This is a genomic window from Bacillus gaemokensis, assembly GCF_001590835.1.
Taxonomy (GTDB): Bacteria; Bacillota; Bacilli; order Bacillales; family Bacillaceae_G; genus Bacillus_A; species Bacillus_A gaemokensis.
Genome location: NZ_LTAQ01000067.1, coordinates 174,505 through 198,512, shown reverse-complemented (window position 1 = coordinate 198,512; position 24,008 = coordinate 174,505). Strand labels below are relative to the sequence as shown.

At 35.4% G+C, this 24,008-nt stretch carries 30 protein-coding genes and 1 pseudogene; 24 read left to right on the top strand and 7 right to left on the bottom strand.

Going from position 1 to position 24,008, the window contains the following annotated elements; all coding sequences use genetic code 11:
- Positions 1-286 precede the first annotated feature (286 nt).
- Entirely contained in the window at positions 287-883 is a 597-nt protein-coding gene (locus AZF08_RS25945; RefSeq protein ID WP_033674914.1) for a hypothetical protein, read from the top strand.
- A 109-nt stretch (positions 884-992) separates the two neighbouring features.
- A pseudogene (locus tag AZF08_RS29435) lies at positions 993-1,219 on the top strand (hydroxylamine reductase); the annotation flags it as partial.
- A 66-nt stretch (positions 1,220-1,285) separates the two neighbouring features.
- On the opposite strand, the gene AZF08_RS25940 reads toward AZF08_RS29435, so the two are convergent.
- Positions 1,286-1,768, bottom strand: a complete 483-nt coding sequence (locus AZF08_RS25940; protein WP_033674913.1) for a chromosome segregation protein — start codon at positions 1,766-1,768, stop codon at positions 1,286-1,288.
- A 368-nt stretch (positions 1,769-2,136) separates the two neighbouring features.
- On the opposite strand from AZF08_RS25940, the gene AZF08_RS25935 reads away from it, so the two are divergent.
- Together AZF08_RS25935 and AZF08_RS25930 are read left to right on the top strand one after the other, a co-directional pair.
- Positions 2,137-3,492 (top strand): hemolysin family protein, encoded by a 1,356-nt coding sequence (locus AZF08_RS25935; RefSeq protein WP_235190042.1) that lies wholly within the window; start codon positions 2,137-2,139, stop codon positions 3,490-3,492.
- A 147-nt stretch (positions 3,493-3,639) separates the two neighbouring features.
- Entirely contained in the window at positions 3,640-5,064 is a 1,425-nt protein-coding gene (locus tag AZF08_RS25930) for an aldehyde dehydrogenase family protein (RefSeq protein WP_033674912.1), read from the top strand.
- Between the two features lie 166 nt (positions 5,065-5,230).
- Here AZF08_RS25930 and AZF08_RS25925 read toward each other — a convergent pair whose 3' ends face one another.
- Positions 5,231-5,623, bottom strand: a complete 393-nt coding sequence (locus AZF08_RS25925; protein ID WP_033674910.1) for a YueI family protein — start codon at positions 5,621-5,623, stop codon at positions 5,231-5,233.
- 226 nt (positions 5,624-5,849) lie between these two features.
- Here AZF08_RS25925 and AZF08_RS25920 point away from each other — a divergent pair, with 226 nt between their 5' ends.
- On the top strand, positions 5,850-6,983 hold the full coding sequence (locus tag AZF08_RS25920; protein WP_338059091.1) for a BA2291 family sporulation histidine kinase: 1,134 nt from the start codon (positions 5,850-5,852) through the stop codon (positions 6,981-6,983).
- A gap of 37 nt (positions 6,984-7,020) precedes the next feature.
- Here the strand turns inward: AZF08_RS25920 and AZF08_RS25915 are convergent, their stop codons facing one another.
- Positions 7,021-7,770: a DUF4397 domain-containing protein gene (locus AZF08_RS25915; RefSeq protein ID WP_033674908.1), complete on the bottom strand. Its 750-nt coding sequence runs from the start codon at positions 7,768-7,770 to the stop codon at positions 7,021-7,023.
- A gap of 457 nt (positions 7,771-8,227) precedes the next feature.
- Here AZF08_RS25915 and AZF08_RS25910 point away from each other — a divergent pair, with 457 nt between their 5' ends.
- The 11 genes from AZF08_RS25910 to AZF08_RS25860 all read left to right on the top strand — a co-directional run bounded on the left by AZF08_RS25910 (position 8,228) and on the right by AZF08_RS25860 (position 18,306).
- Entirely contained in the window at positions 8,228-8,365 is a 138-nt protein-coding gene (locus tag AZF08_RS25910) for a YjcZ family sporulation protein (RefSeq protein ID WP_033674907.1), read from the top strand.
- Positions 8,366-8,866: 501 nt separating this feature from the next.
- Positions 8,867-10,177 carry an aspartate aminotransferase family protein gene (locus AZF08_RS25905; RefSeq protein ID WP_033674906.1) on the top strand — a complete coding sequence of 437 codons (1,311 nt, stop codon included), beginning with the start codon at positions 8,867-8,869 and terminating at the stop codon, positions 10,175-10,177.
- On the top strand, positions 10,174-10,872 hold the full coding sequence (gene atoD / locus AZF08_RS25900; protein ID WP_033674905.1) for an acetate CoA-transferase subunit alpha: 699 nt from the start codon (positions 10,174-10,176) through the stop codon (positions 10,870-10,872). The genes AZF08_RS25905 and atoD overlap by 4 nt, the downstream gene beginning before the upstream one ends.
- Positions 10,857-11,519 carry a CoA transferase subunit B gene (locus AZF08_RS25895; protein WP_033674904.1) on the top strand — a complete coding sequence of 221 codons (663 nt, stop codon included), beginning with the start codon at positions 10,857-10,859 and terminating at the stop codon, positions 11,517-11,519. The genes atoD and AZF08_RS25895 overlap by 16 nt, the downstream gene beginning before the upstream one ends.
- A gap of 15 nt (positions 11,520-11,534) precedes the next feature.
- A complete protein-coding gene (locus AZF08_RS25890) occupies positions 11,535-12,803 on the top strand; it encodes a peptidase (RefSeq protein ID WP_033674903.1) in 1,269 nt (422 codons plus the stop codon).
- A complete protein-coding gene (ablB, locus tag AZF08_RS25885) occupies positions 12,800-13,654 on the top strand; it encodes a putative beta-lysine N-acetyltransferase (protein ID WP_033674902.1) in 855 nt (284 codons plus the stop codon). Before AZF08_RS25890 ends, ablB begins: the two co-directional genes overlap by 4 nt.
- A 233-nt stretch (positions 13,655-13,887) precedes the next feature.
- Positions 13,888-15,273 carry a sigma-54 interaction domain-containing protein gene (locus AZF08_RS25880; protein WP_153019601.1) on the top strand — a complete coding sequence of 462 codons (1,386 nt, stop codon included), beginning with the start codon at positions 13,888-13,890 and terminating at the stop codon, positions 15,271-15,273.
- A 209-nt stretch (positions 15,274-15,482) separates the two neighbouring features.
- Positions 15,483-16,901 carry a lysine 2,3-aminomutase gene (gene kamA, locus AZF08_RS25875; protein ID WP_033674900.1) on the top strand — a complete coding sequence of 473 codons (1,419 nt, stop codon included), beginning with the start codon at positions 15,483-15,485 and terminating at the stop codon, positions 16,899-16,901.
- Positions 16,898-17,170, top strand: coding sequence for a YokU family protein (locus AZF08_RS25870; RefSeq protein ID WP_033674899.1), 273 nt, complete (start codon positions 16,898-16,900; stop codon positions 17,168-17,170). Before kamA ends, AZF08_RS25870 begins: the two co-directional genes overlap by 4 nt.
- 72 nt (positions 17,171-17,242) lie before the next feature.
- Positions 17,243-17,458 (top strand): YozE family protein, encoded by a 216-nt coding sequence (locus AZF08_RS25865; protein ID WP_033674898.1) that lies wholly within the window; start codon positions 17,243-17,245, stop codon positions 17,456-17,458.
- Between the two features lie 185 nt (positions 17,459-17,643).
- The gene (locus tag AZF08_RS25860; RefSeq protein WP_033674897.1) at positions 17,644-18,306 is read left to right on the top strand and encodes a hypothetical protein; all 663 of its coding nucleotides are present in this window, start codon (positions 17,644-17,646) and stop codon (positions 18,304-18,306) included.
- Positions 18,307-18,310: 4 nt separating this feature from the next.
- Here the strand turns inward: AZF08_RS25860 and AZF08_RS28255 are convergent, their stop codons facing one another.
- The gene (locus AZF08_RS28255; RefSeq protein ID WP_064504776.1) at positions 18,311-18,466 is read right to left on the bottom strand and encodes a DUF3930 family protein; all 156 of its coding nucleotides are present in this window, start codon (positions 18,464-18,466) and stop codon (positions 18,311-18,313) included.
- 158 nt (positions 18,467-18,624) lie between these two features.
- Between AZF08_RS28255 and AZF08_RS25855 the strand changes: the two genes are divergently transcribed.
- The 5 genes from AZF08_RS25855 to AZF08_RS25835 all read left to right on the top strand — a co-directional run bounded on the left by AZF08_RS25855 (position 18,625) and on the right by AZF08_RS25835 (position 21,389).
- The gene (locus AZF08_RS25855; protein ID WP_033674896.1) at positions 18,625-18,804 is read left to right on the top strand and encodes a YozD family protein; all 180 of its coding nucleotides are present in this window, start codon (positions 18,625-18,627) and stop codon (positions 18,802-18,804) included.
- A gap of 128 nt (positions 18,805-18,932) precedes the next feature.
- The gene (locus tag AZF08_RS25850; protein ID WP_033674895.1) at positions 18,933-19,115 is read left to right on the top strand and encodes a hypothetical protein; all 183 of its coding nucleotides are present in this window, start codon (positions 18,933-18,935) and stop codon (positions 19,113-19,115) included.
- Entirely contained in the window at positions 19,115-19,936 is an 822-nt protein-coding gene (locus AZF08_RS25845; protein WP_033674894.1) for a serine/threonine protein kinase, read from the top strand. Before AZF08_RS25850 ends, AZF08_RS25845 begins: the two co-directional genes overlap by 1 nt.
- A complete protein-coding gene (locus AZF08_RS25840) occupies positions 19,918-20,673 on the top strand; it encodes a sporulation protein (RefSeq protein ID WP_033674893.1) in 756 nt (251 codons plus the stop codon). Before AZF08_RS25845 ends, AZF08_RS25840 begins: the two co-directional genes overlap by 19 nt.
- A gap of 77 nt (positions 20,674-20,750) precedes the next feature.
- Positions 20,751-21,389: a phosphatase PAP2 family protein gene (locus tag AZF08_RS25835; RefSeq protein WP_033674892.1), complete on the top strand. Its 639-nt coding sequence runs from the start codon at positions 20,751-20,753 to the stop codon at positions 21,387-21,389.
- Here AZF08_RS25835 and AZF08_RS25830 read toward each other — a convergent pair.
- From AZF08_RS25830 to AZF08_RS25820, 3 genes are all read right to left on the bottom strand, one after another.
- Complete coding sequence (locus AZF08_RS25830; protein WP_033674891.1) at positions 21,376-22,257, bottom strand: cation diffusion facilitator family transporter; 882 nt, start codon at positions 22,255-22,257, stop codon at positions 21,376-21,378. The genes AZF08_RS25835 and AZF08_RS25830 overlap by 14 nt on opposite strands.
- Before the next feature lie 257 nt (positions 22,258-22,514).
- Positions 22,515-22,829, bottom strand: a complete 315-nt coding sequence (locus AZF08_RS25825; protein ID WP_033674890.1) for a thioredoxin family protein — start codon at positions 22,827-22,829, stop codon at positions 22,515-22,517.
- A gap of 79 nt (positions 22,830-22,908) precedes the next feature.
- Positions 22,909-23,379: a site-specific integrase gene (locus AZF08_RS25820; RefSeq protein ID WP_082246074.1), complete on the bottom strand. Its 471-nt coding sequence runs from the start codon at positions 23,377-23,379 to the stop codon at positions 22,909-22,911.
- Between AZF08_RS25820 and AZF08_RS30960 the strand changes: the two genes are divergently transcribed.
- The 3 genes from AZF08_RS30960 (at position 23,341) to AZF08_RS31915 (ending at position 24,008) form a co-directional block, all read left to right on the top strand.
- On the top strand, positions 23,341-23,502 hold the full coding sequence (locus tag AZF08_RS30960) for a hypothetical protein (protein WP_167332919.1): 162 nt from the start codon (positions 23,341-23,343) through the stop codon (positions 23,500-23,502). The two genes, AZF08_RS25820 and AZF08_RS30960, sit on opposite strands and share 39 nt — an antisense overlap.
- A 117-nt stretch (positions 23,503-23,619) precedes the next feature.
- Positions 23,620-23,883, top strand: coding sequence for a hypothetical protein (locus AZF08_RS25815; RefSeq protein ID WP_033674888.1), 264 nt, complete (start codon positions 23,620-23,622; stop codon positions 23,881-23,883).
- A complete protein-coding gene (locus tag AZF08_RS31915; RefSeq protein WP_265182905.1) occupies positions 23,874-24,008 on the top strand; it encodes a hypothetical protein in 135 nt (44 codons plus the stop codon). The genes AZF08_RS25815 and AZF08_RS31915 overlap by 10 nt, the downstream gene beginning before the upstream one ends.

Below are 24,008 nucleotides of genomic sequence, written 5' to 3'. Positions count from 1 at the left end.
TTATTTGTCATTCCGATATAAAATTAGACATACACTATTGAAGTGAAGAAATAGGAAAATGAATTGTTAAGTTGATGAATAGATAGTAAAGTATAGAGAATGTATTTTGGGGATTACTAGCTTTCCGAAAATAGTTTAGAAAAATAAAAGTTGAATAGGAATTCTTTTTATTTTATAGAATATATAAATAGTAAATAATTTTGGTTGCATCCGAAGATTTGTTCTTATATGATAGATGGTGAAAGCGTTATCAAAAATAGAACGGCGATGGGAAAGGCGGGTAAATATGTTCCAGCGTGTTCAAACAAAGGAAGAACATTTTTGGTTCGAGCAACTATGGGGAGATTTTTGTGAAGAAAGAGATTTAACGTTTGTAGAACGGAATTTAAATCCATCACGATTTTTATTAATAGAAGATCAACATTATATTGGTACTGTGGAGTGTATCAGATATATGGAACCTCAACAATCTAATTCTGAGTTTTTCTATCAGTTTTCTAAAAATGAGTTAGTGAAAAACTTGAAGAATATATATGAAATAGGAAAGTTGAGTATTGTAAAAACGTCTCGCGGAAGAGGACATTTTAAAAGACTGACAGCTATTTTGTTTATACATGCTTTAGAAATGAAAGCTGAATGGTATATCGCTGTAGTTACAAAGAGAATGTACATGTATTTACTTACACTTGGTTTTCCAATTGAACCAATTGATGATCCATTCTATTTTCATGATACATTGCAAGGTGTGCCTGTGCGGATTCATGCTCGGAAAGGATTAACACATCTGTATTCACTAAAGGAATTTCGAGATATTATACAAGGTAACGCTCATGCACAGGCACTTATTAAAGAATACAGTAAAAATATTATGTTAACAAAATAACGTATCACAAATTTTTAGACATTATTTTAATTGACATCACATCATCTGCTTTCTACATACATTAGGCTTAAGTTGTAAGCATGAATTGAGAAGGGATACTATATTTTGCTATCAATGTGAAGCGAATGAACTACCAGTTAGTATGTTTTATCTTGGTTTGAATAAAAGGCAGTTGCGAGTTTACTTGGATTGTTTAGCCTTGGAATTTAAGATATACGTATTGGTCCAAAAGCGTCTGGATTTGTTTCACTTGGTGTACATGATGTATTGCAAAAAACATTTGGTTTAAAACGTAATACGACTGCGGATGAAGATATGGATATGACGTTATCATAGCAAAAAGGATGTCTTGTAATAAGAAGACATCCTTTTCATATAGATAAAAAGCGTATCAGTAAAGAATCAAAAACCGAATATACTTAAAATCATTTTGCGACGTTTCGGTTTTTTTTCTCGTTTATATGTTGGCTTGCTGTCAGGTGTAATGTAAACAGGTTCTTTTTTCTCAAGAGCAGCTTCTAGTTTTTGAATTCTATCTAGCATTTCTTCCATCTCTCGGCGATGCTGAAGCAATTGGTAAGTGACAACATCATTTGCTTTGTCTAGCATTTGCTCCTCCATACGATCTAAACGATGTGTAAGAGTATTCAGTTGTGCAACGAATTGTTCAAAATCAGGTGATGATTTTGTTTGAGGAGTTGAAACTGTAGCTTGATCTATATGAGAGCGGTGATATTCTAACATTTGCTTTAAATCATCTTGTGTGAAAATGTAATGACCGTATTTGTTTTTTTCTATTGTGAGATTCAATTGCTGTGCAATCCGGACCACTGCCTTTGGGCTAACACCTAATTTCTTTGCAATAATGGGTGTTTTATATTCCAAGATAATCCCTCCTATATATATCCTATTGAATAATTTCGAGGTATCAATCTTGTTCCCTTTAAGGGTGACAAAAGAAGTGTGAAATCGGCAAAGAAAGTGTTTTTTCACGAAATTTAGTATTTCAGCATATAATTTCTTCTAAAAAGCTAGAAAAGTGTCTGAATTTTAAAGGTATCTTTGTTTGACGGGCAGAAGATATCTCGATTATCATAAATATAAATATCTTTTTTTATGTATGCATATAATGTATAAAAAGGTGATTGCGAATGTAGAAACTTGTAAGATTATAAGTTAGGTTGTTTCGCTTGAACAAATTAATATAGGAGGTGGCTTCCTTGCTTACATTGTAAGTAAGTAAGGAAATGTATTTGGACATATATAGTATAAGTATGTTGATTGTTTTAATTGCCCTAACTGCATTTTTCGTTGCCTCTGAATTTGCAATAGTGAGAGTGAGAAGTTCACGCATCGATTATTTGATTGTAGAAGGGAATAGACGTGCAAATCCAGTAAAAACAATCATTACAAACTTAGACGAGTATTTATCAGCGTGTCAATTAGGAATTACAGTCACAGCCCTTGGACTCGGGTGGTTGGGAAAACCAGCAATTAAGCATATGTTTGATTCGCTTTTTGCAAGATGGGAAGTGCCTCCCCAGATGGCAGAGGTTATGGCTGTGGTTCTCGTGTTTATGTTCATTACCTTTTTTCACGTTGTTGTTGGAGAATTAGCACCAAAAACATTAGCGATTCAAAAAGCAGAACAAGTAAGTCTACTTGTTGCAAAACCACTTATTTTCTTTTATCGTATTACGTTTCCATTTATTTGGCTTTTAAATAGATCCGCTCGAAATGTAACGAGAATATTTGGTTTACAAAGTGCAAAAGACCACGAGGAAGTACATTCGGAAGAAGAGTTACGCGTTTTGTTATCAGAAAGTTACAAAAACGGAGAGATAAATCAATCAGAATTTAAATATGTAAATAAAATTTTTGAATTTGATGATCGAATTGCAAAAGAAATCATGGTACCGCGTACAGAAATGCATATTTTAGATAAAGAGACACCAGTTAAAGAAGCGTTGCAAAAAATGTCAAATGAGAAATATACAAGATATCCAATTGTTGCTGGGGATAAGGATCATGTTATTGGTTTTGTAAACTTTAAAGATATTTTCACAGATTTTGTGAAACATGGTACGGTTAGTAAAGAAACGGTTCAGCATTATCGAAGGCCTATTATTCTTGTTATTGAATCGACTCCAATTCAGGATTTATTTTTAAAAATGCAAAGAGAGCGAACGCATATTGCTATATTAATTGATGAATATGGCGGGACATCAGGACTTGTAACGGTCGAAGATATATTAGAAGAAATTGTTGGTGATATCCAGGACGAATTTGATACGGATGAACAACCGGAAATTCAACGAATTAGTGAAACAAAAACATTTTTAGAAGGAAAAGTGCTTGTTAGTGAAGTCAATGCATTACTAGGTTTATCGATTGATGAGGGTGAAGTTGATACAATTGGTGGTTGGATTTTAACAAAGCACCTTGGGATTGAAGAAGGTGAAATTGTTGATATTGAAACGTATAAATTTTGTGTGAAGGAACTAGATGGACATTATATAAAAAGGATAGAAGTAACGAAGCAATCTACACCTATTCTTGTCTCAGAGATTGAAGAATCAGTAGCGTTACAAGAACAAATAAGCTCATAGGCTCTGCATTTAGCAGAGTTTTTTTAGTGAGCAAAATATTTTTTGCATAGTAAGAGACCGTGTTACAATGAGACAAGTCAGACCTTTCACTAGGTGAATTATTTGTTTGAAAATTGTACTTTACATAAATTTGAGAGGAGATATGATATGAAAAAACATTTATATATAAACGGTGCATGGCAAGAAGTAGAGGTGTATAAAACGTTGTATGCACCATATTCAGAGGATGTATTAGCAGAAATTGCGCAAGGGACAGAGGAAGATGTTCAAAGAGCGATAACTGCAGCAAAAAAAGCGACGAAAGAGATGGAAAAGCTATCTGCGTATGATCGCGCGTCCATTCTAGAAAAAGTTGCTCAAAAAATGGATGAGAGAAGAGAAGAATTTGCAGAGATTATTGCAAAAGAAGCCGCAAAGCCAATTCGTGCGGCAAGAGGTGAAGTGGATCGTACAGTGCAAACATATAAGTTTGCAGCAGAAGAGGCAAAGCGTATATATGGTGAGACTTTGCCACTAGATGCAGCGCCAGGGGCTGATGGCCGAATCGCTTACACAGTTCGAAAACCAATCGGTGTGATTGGGGCGATAACACCATTTAATTTCCCACTTAATTTAGTTGCGCATAAAGTTGGACCTGCAATCGCTGCAGGTAATACAGTCGTATTAAAGCCAGCTGATCAAACGCCGCTTTCTTCCTATGCGCTTGTTGAACTGTTTGAAGAAGCAGGATTACCAAAAGGAGCGTTTAATATAGTATCTGGTCATGGTTCGATTGTTGGTGAAGCATTAGTAACAGATGATCGCGTTGCTTCAATTACGTTTACAGGAAGCCCACAGGTAGGAATTGGTATTAAAGCAAAAGCGGGATTAAAACGTGTTACATTAGAGCTAGGTTCAAATGCGGCAGTAGTGATTGATGAAAATGTAGAATTAACAGAGGAAGTCATTGAGCGCGTGAAATGGGGAGCTTTTGTAAATAACGGACAAGTATGTATTTCTGTACAACGTGTTTTTGTTCATGAAAATAAAATAGAAGAATTCGCTAAAAAGCTAACGAAGGCGATGGAAAAAGTTATAGTGGGTGACCCGCTTCAGGAAGAGACAGATGTTTCTGCCCTTATTTCCAAGAAGGATGTTGATCGAATTGATTCATGGGTACAAGAAGCGGTAAAAGAAGGAGCAACTGTTTTATATGGTGGTAAAAAACGTGATGCACGTATTTTTGAACCGACTGTATTAAAAGATGTTCCAGAGCATGTTTCTCTGCAGTGCCAAGAAGTATTTGGACCAGTAATGACTGTAAATGCATTCCGTACTTTTGATGAAGCGGTAGAGAAGGTAAATAACTCACGTTATGGTTTGCAGGCTGGTGTATTTACAAACGATTTAACGAAAGCAATGCGTGCCATTGATGAATTAGAAGTAGGGGGTGTCATGATTAATGACATTCCAACATTTAGAGTGGATCATATGCCGTATGGTGGTGTTAAAGAAAGTGGTACAGGTCGTGAAGGAATTAAATATGCAATTGAAGAAATGACAGAAATGAAACTCATCTGTATAAAAAAATAAATAAAACAAAACGTACACTTCTCCTTTGGAGAAGTATACGTTTTGTTTATCTCGCTATTTATAAGCAATCATACTCTACCCGGAAATTAGGTTGGGATTACTGCTCATAAAAGCCTGATTAGTAAAGAATTTAACCCCACCGATTCAAGTTTCACTGTATAGTGTGTTACTTCATTTCTTGTTTAAATATAGCATCTTCAACATAGATTTGTTCTTTATCGATAGCTGTACTATGCGCTAGAACTAAACCAATTGGTGTATGTGTACCTTTATTTTGGACAATTGTAAATGGTACATTTTTTTCATTTGCTAGTTTAATGTATTTTGATAAATGTGGGTAAGCGATGCTGCCGTTTACATATAGCTGTAATGATTGAGAAGGGCGCATGTTATTTGCTACTTCTGTATAAACATTACTTTGCATCACCTGACCGATTGATAAAGCGATTTCTACGCGCTCACGTAATGTGCTTAAATACATATTACGCTCTTCTGGTTTGTTTTGCTTTTGGCCATGAATGCCTTCTTGGAGATAATCTTCCACATTTTTATTTACCATTTTTTTCACACCTTTCAATTCTTATTGTACGCAAGAATTGAAAAGTATGCAAAAAAAGTCATTTGAAAGAAAAGAAACCGCTTATTAGTGAGAGGTAAATTGTCCAAAATCACGCTACAAAAAATAAAATCAATTTTATCAACAGAAATTAACAAAATGTGACAATAATCTCTTAACGAAACGATTTTTTTGTGTTAATATTCAAAATATATAGGGTATTTTACGCGTGGAAATGGAGGGAATGGGGGTTTTTCCAATCGATAAGGATATTAAAGAAGTATTTTGTTCGCACCTGAATAACAACAGGCACCAATTCGTAGAGAACTGGAAAAACAAAATGATAATTTCTGAAAAAGATCCTTTTAAGCAAGAAGTAGCTCAAAATGGAGAGAACTTATTAGAGTTAATCATTGAACTTGTTATGGACGATAAGGATATAGTATATTTACAGCCGTTATGTGAGAAAATTGCAATTGAACGGGCAGGGGCAGATGCAAATATTGGTGATTTTGTCTATAACGCCAATGTAGGAAGAAACGAACTATTTGAAGCAATGTGCGAATTAGATGTTAAAGCTCGTGAGCTAAAACCAATTATGACGAAAATACATACTTGTTTTGACAGATTAATTTATTATACAGTTTTAAAATATTCGGAAATTATATCGAGAAATCTAGAGGAAAAACAGCAATATATAAATGAAACACATAAAGAAAGATTGACAATTTTAGGTCAAATGTCAGCGAGTTTTGTGCATGAGTTTCGAAATCCATTAACCTCTATTATGGGGTTTGTGAAATTATTGAAATCGGATCATCCTAATTTAGCATATTTGGATATCATTTCACATGAATTGGATCAATTAAATTTTCGTATTTCACAATTTTTACTTGTTTCAAAAAAAGAAATGTGGAATGAATCTGAACGATTTTGGTTAAATGATTTGTTTCATGATATTATTCATTTCTTATACCCAAGCCTAGTTAATTCAAATGTTTCGATTGAAAAAAATTTACCTTATCCTATTCCATTGGATGGGTATCGTAGTGAGGTAAGACAAGTTTTTCTAAATATTTTAATGAACTCAATAGATGCTCTTGAAGCAATTAAAGAAAATCGTAAAATTATTATCGATGTATGTGAAGATAAAGACAAAATCCATATTGTAATTAAAAATAATGGACCAATGATTCCAGCCGAAAGTGTTGAAACTATTTTCGAGCCGTTTGTTACTACAAAAAAATTAGGAACAGGTATTGGTTTGTTTGTATGTAAACAAATTGTTGAAAAACACAATGGATCAATTACGTGTCAATCCACTTTAGAATGGACGGAATTTCATATTGTATTTCAAAAATAAATTAAAAAGTCTACACCAAGGGGATGGTGTAGACTTTTTAATTTGTAAGTACTACTGCTTCTATTTTGGGAGATTGAGTGGAATACCCTAAAATAGCAATTGTATAAATTGTATTTGCTTCAACTTTTACTTTTGGAATTGTGACAAGGTTTTTCTTTGTATCAGCAAGTGAGATTTCAATGTCGGCCGTACCTGGGCTCACTTGTAAATAATCTGTTATTTGTTTAAAGAGCACATTTTCGAATAAATGATCACCGTCTTTTAAAGAAACGTTAACGACAGGGGTGTCTGGTGAAAAGTGTGCAAATCTTATTTTCGCTTGACCAGCTGGTAAATGGGTATTATCAAGTATTGGTTGCAACTGTATATGCATCTCGTTACCGATTGTTGCAAGAGTATAAGAATGATTTCCCATCATGGGAACAAGTGCAGAAAAGATAGGTTTTTCATTACCAACAGGAACAATATCAATTCGGTATTGTCCTTGTGTTAAAGATAAATAAGGACTAAATTGTTTAAATGAAATATTTTTAATTACCTTTTGTCCATTTACTAAAATATCAATAGCTGGTGTATTTGGGGATACATGAAAAATTCTCATATAAGATGGTAACGTTGCTTCTTGAGACTCACGTTTCTCATATGCATGTACAAGCTTTGTCATTGCGGTATGATATTTCATATATAATTCCATATGTTTTTTAGGATTTGTATATTGATAGTAGCGGGCAAGTTGTTCATATAGGGCTGCTTCTTGTCCATATTTTTCAATTTCGGATTGAGCCATGAACATTCCTCCTTTATCATCACTACAACTATATGCATCTTGGAAAAGGTATTATGCAAAAAAACTTGCTTTTCTAAAAAACAACGGGTGAACTAATAAAAATTAATTAGAAAACACCTCTCCATTATGGATAATAGCCATAATGGAGAGGTGTTTGAATATTGCGGGGTTAATGTTTGAAGAATGCTCGGAGTGACAACGATGTTTAACCCGTTTTTAACGTTATCTTTCCAATCTTTACATGTCGTCCTCAATATTAAACTGTCAACAGATGGTTTATTTGATATCACAAATTTTACACACATACAAGTTGCGTTATCCAATGTAAGCTAAAAAATCTCTAGTTAAACTAAGGATTTTGTGATTTTTAGGCAAACACACATACAAAATGAGGGTTGTCCTACATAATTTATAAAGGAAACCGATTTCTAATATTATGGAGGGAGTGGGCCAAACGATGTGGGGATACGGATATCCCGGTAGTTATTGCGGATATGGTTATGGTGGTGGAAGTTGTGGAACAGGTGCTGGATTTGCATTATTAGTCGTCCTATTTATATTATTAATCATCATTGGAGCATGTTGGGTGCGTTAATCATTGATAAAGAGCGTCATACCGAACTGGTTAATATGGTTAATCGGTTCTTTTTTTTAGAAGAAAACCCCCGCTGATTAAAGTTTCACTTTATAGATAGTTTGATGTTTACTACATAGAAGAATAGTGAGAAATTTGTCTAATTTTGTTTAAAAGTATGAAGTGTAAAGTAGACGAATAGGAAGGAGATTAACAGGAGTTCCGTCGAAGTTTACACAATGTCAGCAATTGAGAGAGGCTGATATTATGGTAAGAAAATAATTAGTTCGTATATTTTTAGGTTTATTTTTTTATGGAGGGAGGATTGTTTAAGTAGTAAGAGAGGGGAGTCTCTGTTTATATTTCTGAATTTTCTTTTTTTATTTTGATTTTTAGCACTCATTTGTATATTTTATAATAGTTTTTTGATAAATTCACTGCGCTTGCAGAGGATTCTTTTTTATGAAAGAAACGTCAATTTTCTTCATATATATATACAAATTGGAGAAATGGGGGAGCGCTATGCGCGATTACTTAATTAAGCCACTTGTTGGTCAGCCGTATCCAATGATTTCGCATGGAAAAGGTGTGTATTTATATGATCAAAATGGTAATAAATATTTTGATGGTTCGTCCGGAGCAATTACGGCGGGTATCGGACATGGCGTAACGGAGATTGCGGAAGTGATTAAAAAGCAGGCAGAGGAGATTGCTTTTGTGTATCGCTCGCAGTTTACGAGTGAACCAGCAGAGAATTTAGCAAAGAAGTTAAGTGATTTAAGTGTAGGAGATTTGAACTGGAGTTTTTTTGTGAACAGCGGTACAGAAGCGAATGAAACAGCTATGAAAATTGCAATTCAACATTTTCAAGAGCGAGGTATTCAAGGGAAACACAAAATTTTGTCGCGCTGGATGAGTTATCACGGTATTACGATGGGAGCTTTATCAATGTCGGGTCATCCATTACGCCGGCAACGATTTGTGTCGATTTTAGAAGATTATCCAACGGTACCAGCGCCGTATTGTTTTAGGTGCCCTGTGCAGAAGGTGTATCCAACGTGTCAGCTTTCTTGTGCGACGGAGTTAGAACGAGCAATTGAGCGAATTGGTGCAGAACATATTGCGGCTTTTATAGCGGAACCAATTATTGGTGCAGCAGGCGGTGCGGTTGTACCACCGAAAGAATATTATAAAGTGATCAAAGATATTTGTAGTCATTACGATATTTTATTTATTGCCGATGAAGTTATGACAGGCCTTGGGCGTACGGGTGCATGGTTTGCGATGGAGCACTGGGGCGTGGAGCCGGATATAATGACGCTTGGAAAAGGCCTAGGTGCAGGTTATACACCGATGGCAGCAACAGTTGTAAGTGACCGGGTGATGGAACCTATTTTACGAGGGTCACGTTCTGTCATGAGTGGGCATACGTTAAGTGCAAATCCATTATCGGCAGCAACAGCATTAGCTGTTATTGAATATATGGAAAGACATAATTTACCTGAAAAAACAGCGGAAAAAGGAGAATATTTAATAAAAGGATTACAGAAAGTTCAACAGCAATCGACGATTATCGCTGATGTGCGCGGAAAAGGATTCCTAGTAGGAATAGAATTGCAACCGTTTACAAAAGCGTCTGAACTCATTTCAGTTGCGGCGAAAAATGGATTGCTCTTATACCAAGCTGTTTCAGGGCAAGCAGGAAAAGAGGACAGTGCACTGCTTGTTGCACCACCAATGACAACTACATATTCCGAATTAGATGAATTACTCGCAATTTTCGCGAAAAGCGTGGAAGAGATGATGCAAAAAGGAGGGCATAGTATCGCATGACGACTATTACAAATACATTCGGTAAATTAAAAGAAATTGATGAAGTTATCTCGTTTTTTCATGATGATATGACATTAATGTTTGGTGGATTTGGTGGGATCGGGTCCCCTCCATCGTTAATACAGGCAATTGTAGAGAAAGGCATTACAAATTTAAACTTAATCGGAAATGACACAGGTTTTCCAAATGTAGGAATTGGTCGTCTTGTGACAAATGAGCGAGTGAAATCATTAATTACTTCTCATATTGGTTCAAATCCAAATGCGGGAAGACAGTTAAATGAAGGAAGATTACAAATCGAATTTTCCCCTCAGGGAACGCTAGCTGAACGGATTCGTGCAGGGGGCGTTGGACTTGGTGGGATTCTTGTTGATGTCGGCGTGGATACGATTGTGGAAAAAGGAAAACGAACAGTTGAAATGAATGGGAAAACATATTTAGTGGAAACCGCTTTAACCGCAGAGATATCAATTGTATATGCAAAAAAAGCGGATCCGTTTGGGAATCTTGTGTTTGATAAAAGTGCTCGTAATATGAATCCACATGTGGCGATGGCTGGAGATATTACAATTGTGGAAGCTGAAGAAATCGTACAGCTTGGAAGTTTAGATCCGGAGGAAATTGTTGTTCCAGGTGTTTTTGTAGATTATATTGTACCATCGGAAGGAGTGAACTGGAAATGGGTATGGGAGTAGAAGTGAGAGACAAGATTGCAAGGCGTGCTGCGAAAGAAATTCAAAATGGAATGATTGTTAATTTAGGTATAGGTATTCCTTCTCTTGTACCTAATCATTTATCGGAAGATATACATGTTATGTTCCAGGCTGAAAACGGTATCGTTGGAATGGGACCAACGCCAAGTAAAGGAAGCGAAGATGAAAATTTATGTAACGCGGCTGGATTGCCGACATCACTCATTACAGGAGCGAGTTATTTTGACAGTTGCACTGCATTTGGAATGATTCGAAAAGGTTTACTTGATATAACAATACTTGGTTCCTTGCAAGTGAGTGAAAAAGGCGATTTAGCAAATTGGATTGTGCCAGGAAAACGTGTTCCAGGTATTGGCGGAGCAATGGATTTAGCGCAGAAAGCAAAGCGGGTCGTTGTTGTAATGAACCACGTTGATAAATACGGAAATGCAAAGATTGTTTCAGAATGCACTCTTCCATTGACATCAAAGAAATGTGTAGATTTAATCATTACGGATATGGCTGTAATGGAGGTTACTTCTGAAGGATTGGTTCTGCAAGAGTTAATGAGTCCTTATAAAGTAGAAGATATAAAACAACATACGGAGGCATCTTTTCATGTAAGTCCTAGTTTACTTGTAATTGAATGAGAGGAGCTAACAAATATGGAGCAATTAAAAAAACAAGTGTGTGATTATATTGAAAGTCATCAAGGAGAAAGTATAAAACTCCTAAAACGATTAATTCAAGAAAAGAGTGTATCGGGTGATGAGAGTGGTGCACAAGCAATTGTCATAGAAAAACTACGTGAATTGGGTTTAGATCTCGATATTTGGGAACCTTCTTTTACTAAAATGAAAGATCATCCTTATTTTGTATCCCCGCGTACAAATTTTTCGGATAGTCCGAATGTTGTTGCGACGTTAAAAGGAAACGGCGATGGAAAATCGATGATTTTAAATGGTCACATTGATGTTGTACCGGAAGGGGATGTGAATCAATGGGAACATCACCCGTATAGTGGTGAGAAAATAGGAAATCGGATATATGGCCGTGGCACAACTGATATGAAGGGCGGCAATGTAGCACTTATGCTAGCGATGGAAGCGATCGTAGAAATGGATATTGAATTAAAAGGAGATATATATTTTCAAAGTGTAATAGAAGAGGAAAGTGGTGGAGCAGGTTCTTTGGCAGCGATTTTACGAGGGTATAAGGCGGATGGTGTTATTATTCCAGAACCGACAAACATGAAGTTCTTCCCAAAGCAGCAAGGCTCAATGTGGTTTCGCTTACATGTGAAAGGTAAGGCAGCTCACGGTGGCACAAGGTACGAAGGTGTAAGTGCAATTGAAAAAAGCATGCTTGTCGTTGAATATTTGAGAAAGTTAGAGCAGAAGAGGAATGAGCGGATTATAGACCCATTATATAAAGGTATTCCAATTCCAATTCCAATCAATATTGGGAAAATCGAAGGAGGTAGCTGGCCAAGTTCTGTTCCAGATTCGTTAATTTTAGAAGGAAGATGTGGAATTGCGCCGAATGAGACTATAGAGGCGGCAAAAGAAGAATTTGAGAATTGGGTGGGGCAATTAAAAGATGTTGATTCATGGTTTGCCGAATATCCAGTAGAAGTAGAGTGGTTTGGTGCAAGGTGGGTTCCAGGGGAATTAGATGAAAATCATGCACTCATTGCAACACTCCAAGATAATTTTGTCGAAATTGAAGGGAGAAATCCAATTGTAGAAGCATCTCCGTGGGGAACAGATGGTGGTTTATTTACACAAATTGCAGATATACCAACTATTGTATTCGGACCAGGAGAGACGAAAGTGGCTCACTATCCAAATGAATATATTGAAGTGGATAAAATGATTGCCGCAGCAAAAATCATTGCATGTACATTATTAGATTGGTGTGAGGTGAAGAAATGAAATATTACGAATCATTCAAAGAACAAACGAACAACTATACCGTAGAAGGAGAACTCGATTATTTTAATAAACGTATTAGAGTAGATCATTATACAGGAAATGTAGAAAGTCTCGTACAAAAAATAGAAGAATTAGCCGAGAAGCATTCTTTCACCAAATGTATTATAAAAGGAAAGGGAGAGCATGTTTCGACATGGCTCTCTTTTGGTTTCTTATTAGAAGCAACGATTCCGCATTATTTTCAAGGACATGATGCATACTTTTTGGTGAAATATTGTAATGATGAAAGAAGAAATAGCATTCAGTGGGTTGAAGAGGACCGTATTATAAGTGGTGTGAGAGAAAAAGAAGTGAAGGAAAAACAAATCCCTACGAAATTTGTCCTACGAAAAGCGACAGAGCGAGACGCTGAAGAACTAGCGAGTGTATTTGGGAAAGTGTTTGAAATTTATCCAACACCGCTAAATGAAGCAGACTACATTATTAAGACGATGAAGGAAGATACTATTTATTACGTGTATGAAACAGAGGGGCGTATTATTAGTACCGCTTCAGCAGAAATGAATGTGAAAGAAGGTAATGCGGAATTAACAAATTGTGCAACGTTACCTAAATATCGAAAACATGGATTTATGAAAAGTCTACTGATTAAATTAGAAGAAGAGCTTCAAGAGAGAGCGATTTTTTGTTCTTATACAATTGCACGTTCACTTTCGTTTGGTATGAATGCAGCTTTTCATCAGCTTGGATACACATACACCGGAAGACTTGCAAATAATTGTTATATTTTCGATAAATTAGAAGATATGAATGTTTGGGTGAAAGATTTATCTCGCATTAACGGAAACTAATACTCCACCTCAAATTTCGGTAGGAAGCAAAGAAGTTAGGTTGGAGATAAGCTGCACGTAAAATTTTTGATTGGTGAGGGCTAACAATCAGTGGGGGAGGAAGCCCACGTGGATTAAAGTTTTTATTTTATAAATAAAGAGAAAAAATAGAACGGAATCGTAATGCTTATAATCGCACACAGGGATGCCAAAAATCCGGCACGTAAATTGCTGGATTTCTGGCAAGAGGGGGGATGACATTGCTGGCAGTTTCGACACAAGAAGTCATTGAAGCGATTTTGGGCAGTATTGATGAAGCTATTCATGCAGTGGACGAGAATGGTATTACAATCTTTTATAACACTGTTGCTGCAAAACATGACGGATCAAAAATTGAGAATGTACTAGGAAAGCACTTACTAGAGGTCTTTCCATCTTTATCAAGGGAAACGAGCACATTAATGAATGTATTAGATACAAAGAAGCCTATTTTACATCAAGTACAGCGTTATCAAAATTTAAACGGTGAAGATGTCTGTACTGTAAATACTACATTACCGATTTTTATAGAAGGAAAAATTGCAGGAGCTGTTGAAATTGCAAAAGATTATTCGACGATTCAAAAATTAACAGATACAATTGTTGATTTGCAATCGAAAATGAAACGCTCTTCCGGTAGGAAATCAGCCAAAAAACATGTTGCATTTAATACAATTGTGACGAATGATTCGCGTTTTAGTCAAACGAAGGAATTAGCGCAAAAAGTTGCACCAACAGATGCGAATGTTTTAATATACGGGGAAACAGGAACTGGAAAAGAATTATTTGTACAAGCAATTCATGAAACTTCAAAACGAAAGAATAAACCGTTTATCGCACAGAATTGTGCAGCGCTCCCAGAATCTTTGTTAGAAAGTTTATTATTTGGAACAACGAAAGGGAGTTATACCGGAGCTATTGAACGTGCGGGGTTATTTGAACTTGCAGATGGAGGGACATTGTTTCTAGATGAATTAAATTCAATGCCTCTTGATCTGCAGGCGAAAATGCTTCGCGCTTTAGAAGATGGGGTCATTCGCCGCATAGGTGATAATAAAACGAGAAAAGTAGATGTTCGCGTCATTACTGCGATGAATCAACCACCAGAGGTATGTTTACGTGAAAACAAAATCCGTACTGATTTATATTATCGATTAAATGTATTTTCTTTATATATTCCGCCGCTGCGTGAACGGAAAGAAGATGTATTATTACTGGCATCATATTTTTTAAGAGACTACAACAAAGAATATAAAAAACAAGTACTGCATGTTGATCATGAGGCGAAAGAAAGATTGCTAGCATATCATTGGCCTGGAAATGTAAGAGAATTAAAACATACGATAGAACATGCTGTAATTATTGCGGAAGGAAATTCGTTAACAGTTAGTTGTTTACCACGTACATTTCGGAAAGAAGCAGTTCAAAAGAAGAAAAGCATTCTCCCGTTACGTGAAGCACTCCATCAAACAGAAAAAGAGTTAATTGATCGAGCACTGATAGAGACAGAGGGAAATATTCTGCAAGCTGCTAAATTACTTGGCATTCCAAGACAAACATTGCAGTATAAACTGAATAAGTATGATCAAACCGCCGAATAATCGGCGGTTTTTGTATGTTTGCACGAATAAAAGAGCGCTTACATATATAGAAAGTAATGAATATTGTATTGAATAAGGAACCATTTAAAATAAGAAAAATATTTTTTCGCATATATAATAGGATATCTTTCATTATCATTTATTGAAAATGTAGAGTTGGCATAATTATTGCTTATATAAATGGTGAGCGTAAAAAAGGGGGAATAGCAATGTTACACGATGTATATAAACCAGATCGTCATTGGAAAGAAATCGAATTATGGAAAGATGTTACAGAAGAGCAATGGAATGATTGGGTTTGGCAATTAACGAATACGATAAAAACATTAGATGATTTAAAGAAAGTAATTAATTTAACACCAGAAGAAGAAGAAGGTGTTAAAATTTCAACGAAAACGATTCCGTTAAATATTACACCGTACTATGCTTCTCTTATGAATCCAGATGACCCACGCTGTCCGATTCGGATGCAATCTGTACCGATCTCGGAAGAGTTATATAAAACAAAATATGATTTAGAAGATCCACTTCATGAAGATGAAGATTCACCAGTTCCTGGTTTAACGCACCGCTATCCAGACCGCGTTTTATTTCTAGTAACAAATCAATGTTCTATGTATTGTCGTTACTGTACACGTCGTCGTTTTAGTGGACAAATTGGAATGGGTGTCCCGAAAAAACAATTAGATGATGCGATTTCTTATATTAGCGAAACGCCACAAGTACGCGATGTTTTAATTTCTGGTGGTGATGGTCTTCTTATTAATGATAAAATTTTAGAGTATGTATTAAAGAATTTACGAGCAATTCCACATGTGGAAATTATCCGTATCGGAACGAGAGCCCCAGTAGTATTTCCACAACGTATTACAGAAAATCTCTGTAACATTATTAAAAAATATCATCCAGTGTGGTTAAATACACACTTTAACACTTCAATTGAAATTACAGAAGAATCCAAACTAGCATGTGAAATGCTTGCAAATGTAGGGGTGCCAGTAGGAAACCAAGCTGTTATTTTAGCTGGTATTAACGATAGTGTACCGATTATGAAAAAGTTGATGCACGACTTAGTAAAAATTCGTGTTCGTCCGTATTACATTTATCAGTGTGATTTATCAGAAGGTATCGGCCATTTCCGTGCTCCAGTTTCAAAAGGGTTAGAAATTATTGAAGGATTACGTGGACATACGTCTGGTTATGCAGTACCAACATTCGTTGTCGATGCACCAGGTGGGGGCGGGAAGATTGCCCTTCAGCCAAACTATTTAATTTCGCAAAGTGCAGATAAAGTGGTTCTTCGAAACTTTGAAGGGGTTATTACAACGTATCCAGAACCAGAAAATTATGTACCAGGAAGAGCTGAAGGGTATTTCAAAGAGATTTATCCAACGTATGAAGAGAAGCGTTCAGACATTGGTGTAGCAGGCTTAATGAGCGATAAGAAATTTAATCTTGTTCCTGATGATTTACAACGTATGAATCGCCGAAAAGACTATGAAACAAATGAAACGCATGCTTCTTTAAAAGATAAACGGGATAAGCGTGATCAGTTAAAAGATAAAAAATATCAGGCGCAAATGAAAAAGTTAGAAGAAGACAAACCTGCTGAGGATGACGCAGTATGAATTGTATGTGGTGTGATAGTGTAGAAGCGAAAGAAGACGTGAATACGGTTTACTGGGAATTGCCAGATGGCACAAAAGCAATTGAAATTCAAAAGACGCCATGTATTACTTGTTCATCATGTGGAATGGACTATCAGCCTGACCATATTGTCAAAGAAATTGAAGACCAATTGTTTCTCATTTATACAAAAGATTTACCAAAACAATTGACGTATGAAGAGCTAATGGAGCGTCCACGTCTATTAAAGAGAAATTATTTCGACTTTTAACCAGCGATTGTGCTGGTTTTTTTCTTTTTCCCCTAGTATAATGTACCCAAGTTAGAAAGGTAGGGAATATTTTTGAAAAAGTCATTTTACCATTATATGATGAAACATCGTGCATCTTTAATTAAAAATGAAGTTTCAGACTTAGCTGAAGCAATGTACGATGATTTAAGTTTTCCGAAGCAATCAGAAGACTACGATGAGATTAGTTCGTATTTAGAATTAAGTGGATTGCTAGAAAGCATGTCTATTTTTGATGAAGCTTGGGAGTTATACATACAAGAAATATAACTTAGTGATTATAGGGAATTATAAATTTAAAAAACATAATTGGTACATTACTTTGTATGAAGTGAGGTGCTAATTATGTTTTTTTATTTAAAAAAATTTTGATTATACGCTTATGTGATAAGCGTTTTTCTATCGTATGCATATACTGTTATCAAAATCACGACTTTAAAAGGGGAGAGATATATATGGCTAGAAAAAAACAACCTAAATATAATGTAGGAGACATAGTCGTGATTACGTTGTATGGTACAGTTGGTAAAATCACGAATATGAAAATACTAGATGGCGTTTATGTATATGAAGTAAATAATCATGATGGATACTATGTGGAACAAACGCTTCAACACGTCACGGAACAAGAAATGAAAAAAGGTGAAACCGAATGGATTGAATTGCATTATCATTTTACATTCGGGGACCTTGTGCAAGTTACTGGTTATGATAAAGATGTTTTTCGTATTGTTGGTTTCCGTACAGAAGTATGGCGATATAAAAATGATGCATGGGAAGATACGATATATGAATTATCGAGAATTACAGATGGTGAGTGGTTAGAGGCTGATGAATCCGATCTAAAATTGCTTGCAAATGCACAAACAGCAAATGCTATTTTAAAGAAAATGAAGCAAGATAAAGCTGGGATGAATAAATTAGATTTAGGAAAATTGAAGTCGATAAATAATACGAAAAAGGTGAGTGTCAAAACAAATAAGCAAGAAATTATTGATGGATTATTAGATATTTATAATGACTATCAATTATTACATGAAACATTTCGGGATGAAGAATATAAAATTGTAATGGATGTTGTCCATAATTATTTAGTCAAATTAACAGAGAAAAAATAGTGAACTAGAAAGAGAGAAGGAATTGAATGAAAATATATGCTGTGTAAGGTATACCTACAATTGTTAAAAAAATCATAAACCATTTAATGATAGAGTCTGCCCACTTATCTTCATGCATGAACTCTTCTTTTCCTTGCTCTATTTCATATTGATATTCCATGTTTATTTCCCCTTTCAGATAGCTTGTACTACATCGTATGCTGTAATGGTAGACAATATGTCAGGCAAGTATAATATGAAAAAGAAAATCTATTTTGCTAATCTTGTATACATAATTTTGAATTTCCTTCATAAAACAGAACTAAAGGGGTGATGCTCATGAAGGAAATTGAAGTCGTGATTGATACGGAAGAAATTGCGGAGTTTTTTTATGAGCAACTAATTGAAAGAGGGTATGTACCTAAGCGAGAAGAAATTGAAGATCTCGCGGATATTACATTTGAGTATTTATTGGAAAAATGTATGATTGATGAAGTGTTTGAAGAAGGTGAAGAGTGAAAGTAACGACGGGATAGACTCGTCGTTTTTTTACTCTTCGAAATGTTAGGTTCTTTACAAACTTGTCACAAATATTGAAGAGAATTATTGGTATAATAAAAAGAAAAATTTATACAAGAGGTGAAGGAATGTTCAAAAAAATTATTGATTCTTTATTAGGAAAGAAGAATAAACATCGTTCCTATTCAAGTAGTGATTATCGTCATAGAAAGCACTCTTATTCGAGTAGTGACTATAACAAGAGGCAAGGCTATGGACATCAACATTATAAAAGAAAACGTAAAAGTCGTAGTTTCTTTTCAAGTAGTTGATGAAGTGGCGTAATATACTTGCTTGGTTTGATAGACCGCTACAAAAGAATACAATTGTTGCGCAGCGCTATGAAATTGAATCAGTAATTGGAATGGGCAGCTATGGCTTTACATATATCGTTAATGATTTACAGACAAGAGAGAAGAAGGTATTAAAACAATTAAGACAAAGTAAGCAAAGATATGAGTCAGGTAGAAAATCATTCGCACAAGAACAAGTGATTTTAGAACAATTAGATCATCCGGCAATACCGAAATTATATGATACATTCACTTGGAAGAATCAGCCGTTTTTTGTAATGGAGTACATGCTAGGAAAGAACTTTGAAGATTGTATTTTCGTTGATAGCTATGTATACGAAGAATATGAAGTGTTTCATATTTTATATAAGGTTCTGGAGCTTGTCTCGTATGTTCATAGTAAGGGGATTATTCACAGAGATTTACGTATTCCAAACATCTTAACGAAAGATAACCAAATTAGTATTATCGATTTTGGATTAGCGAGATTTAAAGGAGAAGTCGATGAACGAGCACCTTCCTACGAAGGCGAACAAGCCTTTATGCGAGAAGTGCACGATCGTAGTGATTTTTATGCACTTGGTCACTTTACATTGTTTTTACTATACGCGGGTTATGAATCTACTGAAAAAGAAGAGAAGCCATGGCATGAAGAGCTCAAACTAGAGAAAGAAAACCGTGAAATTATTATGAGGATGCTACAGATGAAGCATCCATACTATGAAAATATACAAGATATTAGAAGGGATATACGCCAAGCATTAGAAAGGATGGGGGATCCATGTTTCAAAAGTTTTTAGCAAGCGTTGGAATTGGAAATGCAAAAGTGGATACAGTTCTTGAAAGAGATGAATATGTAGTAGGAGAAGAAATTATAGGCGTGGTCCATATTACTGGAGGATCAGTAAGCCAACAAATTGAAAGCATTTACTTAACGTTATCGGCATCGTATGTGCGAGAAGTAGATGATAAAAAGGTGAGTGCGACATTTGATTTAAAAAGAGTGCGCTTAACAGAGCCTATTGAGATAGAACCGAATGCTAAAGTGGAAATTCCGTTCTCATTCCCTATGCCAATTGAAGCGCCACTTACTTTTGGAATGAAAACAGTTTGGGTTCATACAGGTCTTGATATTAAGCGGAGTATTGATCCAAGTGATCGTGACTATATTCAAGTATTACCAAATACGTTATTAACGAGCGTATTAGATAGTGTAAAACAGTTAGGGTTTCGCCTTCGTCAAGCGGAGTGTGAAGAATTACCACGCTATTTACGTACCCATATCCCGTTTGCACAAGAATTTGAATTCATTCCGATTTCTGGACAATATTATGGGAAGTTAGATGAATTAGAGTTGTTGATTTTGCCACGAGCTTATGATCGATTAGACATCATTATGGAAGTAGATAGGAAAGCGCGTGGATTGGCGGGTTTATTCTCTGAAGCATTGGATTTGGATGAAAAAATAATTCGTTTCACTGTAACACGTGAAGACATTTCAACAATGCAGCAAAAAATTAACAGTTATATTTCTTGATAAATCATGCATAAAAAAGAAATGGAGAGGAAAACTAAAACAACCGCTCCATTTTTTTGTATAGTGAGGTTATGTATGTGAAACGATATCGACATTTATATTTGTTAAGTTGTACGCTACTCATTTGTTTTGTCGTACTATCACTTTCGTATCATACCGCTTGTGTTGAGAAATTTGATGATGTAATTACACAATTTATTCAAAGCTTCCGAAATGACTATTTGACATCTTATTTTATTTGGATGTCTTATATCGGTTCAAAAAAAATATATTTTCCATTACTTATTATAGTTGTAATGTACTTTCTGGTCCGAAAAAAGTTGTTAAGTGCATTGTTTGTAATGATTGATTATTATGGATCTCGTCATCTTAACAGCATGCTTAAGTTATGGTATGAACGTCCAAGACCTGATGTGTCACAGCTTGTTACGGTAACGGGATATAGCTTTCCGAGCGGTCATACGATGAATGCTACGGCATTTTTAGGATTTATTGCGTATGTAACAATTACTGAGCATCGCATTGAATTGCACAAAAAGTTGTTGATTATTCTTATCACGTGCTTTGTAGTATTTTCTATTTCCGTTAGCCGTGTCTATCTCGGTGTTCATTATCCATCTGATATATTAGCCGGATGGGCAGCGGGTGGAAGTTGGCTCGTTTTATGTATTATATTTCACCGAGCATTCATCAAAAAAGAACCTATGTCATCATAGGTTCTTTTTGCATGGGTTCAACATGAATATGAGTGTGTAAAATGCCAAACTTTTGCTTTAACATATCTTCAATTTTATCGGTAATGTGATGGCTTCTACTTACATCCATATGAGCGTCTACTTCGATTGTAATATCTACATAAGTCTGATTTCCATACATACGAGCACGAATGTCCACAATATGTTCAACACCAGAAACAAGCCTAACAGCTTGCGAATATTCTTCCATTTTATCTGGATCAATACCATCAGTTAACATATGTGATGCTTCTATGAAGATATCCCATGCGGTTTTACAAATAATAAAACCGACAAGTAAGGCTGCAATTGGATCGAGGATGGGCATATGGAATTGTGATGCTAAAATACCAACAACCGTACCGATACTTACGAGTGCATCTGATAAATTATCTTTTGCAGCTGCTTCTAGCGCTTTACTTTTTGTTCGTTTCGCAATTTTATTATTATACCTGTACACGCCGTACATGACGACAGCGCAAAATAAGGCAACCCAAGCTGCAAGTACATTAGGTGCCGTTTTCTGTGGATTGAAGAATAATTGAATTGCACTTACGATAACTTCTAAACCAACCGTTGCCATAATAAAGGAGGCAACAAGTGAAGCAATTTGTTCTGCACGTGAATGTCCATATGGATGATCTGGATCACGAGGCTTTCGAGAAATTTTTAAACCAATTAATACAGCTAAAGAAGCACCGATATCCGTTAAGTTATTTAAACCATCCGCACGCAGCGCGCTAGAAAGGGCAATGTAGCTAATGATAATTTTTAATGATGATAAAAATATGTAGGCAATAATGCTAACGATGGCCCCTTTATCAGCTTCTTTGTTAGAAAGTGAATTCATAACGATCACTCACCTTTCTGTTAGGAATTTCTTTCTATTATTAGAGTACCAAACGAAACTCGTGTGGGTCTATACAAACATTGTTGACGCTTTATAGCTTTTTAAGTAGGGGATAACAAAGTTTCACAAAGGAAAAATATGTTGCAAAGTACAAAGAACAAGGGATAAAGAAAACCTGATATTTTTTACAAAAGATAATGATTAGAAAAGATTAAAAAATGCCACTGGAATTATATATTCCAGTGGCATTTTTCATCTTAGTATGCTTCTAAAAACTCAGTAACTTGCTCTTCTGTTTTTGCATTTGCACTATGTAAATGACCAAGTTTTTCACCATTTTGATACACAAGTAAGCTTGGAATCCCCATTACTTGATACTCTTCAGCGATACTTGGGAATTCATCTTTATTAATAGAATACCATTCAAACTTTTTGAACTCTTCCATTACATCTTCAATAAAATTATCCATCCGTACGCAATCTGGGCACCATGTTGTGAAGAACTTAACTACTACTGGTTCCTCACTTGCGATAATGTCTTTGAATTCTTGTTCTGTTTTAATTTCTTTCATAGTTATGACTCCTTTCAAGGTCATACGAATTTGCTAGTATTTTTATGCAAAATCCGTATTTGTAAAAATTTTCCAAATGTTAGTGTTTTTGAAATAGATTATTTGCAAAATCTTCAACTGCTTTTTCTTGAAGTCCTGGTATAATATGTGAGTAGGTATCTAATGTGATGCCTACTCTTTTATGTCCTAGTCGTTCACTAACAATCTTCGGATGAATACTTTGTTTCAACATTAAAGTTGCATGAGTATGCCGTAGATCATGGAACCAAATATCAGGAACCTCACTTTTCTTTATAAGCTTTTTCCAGCGCTGTGTCAAACTTCTGAAATTGCAAGGGTTACCGTTAAAGGTAGGACAGACCAAATCATAGTCGTTATATTCGTTTCCATATCGTTCTGTTTCTATATTTATTTGCTCATGATGTTCTTCTAGAGTGTGTAATGTGATTTCAGGAAATACGATTAAACGTTTCCCTGTAGATGTTTTAGGTTCATAGAATTCTTTTGTGATATGAGAAAGGGAACGATTGTTGGGAGTTACAAAAATAATTTACTAGTCGTTTTTGATGGAGATACAGTCATGTACAATTATGATCCTCGTTTTGAAATAGCATATTTTGATTATGATGGACGGATTGTTAAGGATACAAGAAAAGGCGTTTATGCAGTTTAACTTATAGATTACTAATCTAATAGAAGTGTAGGTGTAAATGGAAAAGTGAATCGTGTGGTCGATGAATTAACTGAAAAAATAAAATAGTCAATCTCTATAAGGAAGGGAGAGGCACATATGGGTGTAGTAAGAAAACATGAATTCATGAAGGAATCTCGCTTAAAGATATATATCGCTTTAGAAGATGCAAACTTCATTTGGGATGAAAGAGATGTATTTCGTTTTCGAGATTTTCGAGAAATGTGGAGTTTAGGTATGAGTTTGCCGGATATGGCGAAAGCATTGAGAAGGCATCAAGCGGAAGTTGCGCTTCTTGTTATAGACCAGGCGGATAAGTATAAAATTGAAAATCGTTCAATGGGATTAGGGATTTGTCAGTAAAAGCGAAAGGGGAAAAAGTAATATTAGATATTCAAAATGTTTTTGAGGCACAGGAAAAGCTAGATTGTAAGGTTGTTGAAGTTCATGGATTAGAAGGGAAAAATCTAACACTGGAAAAAGAATAA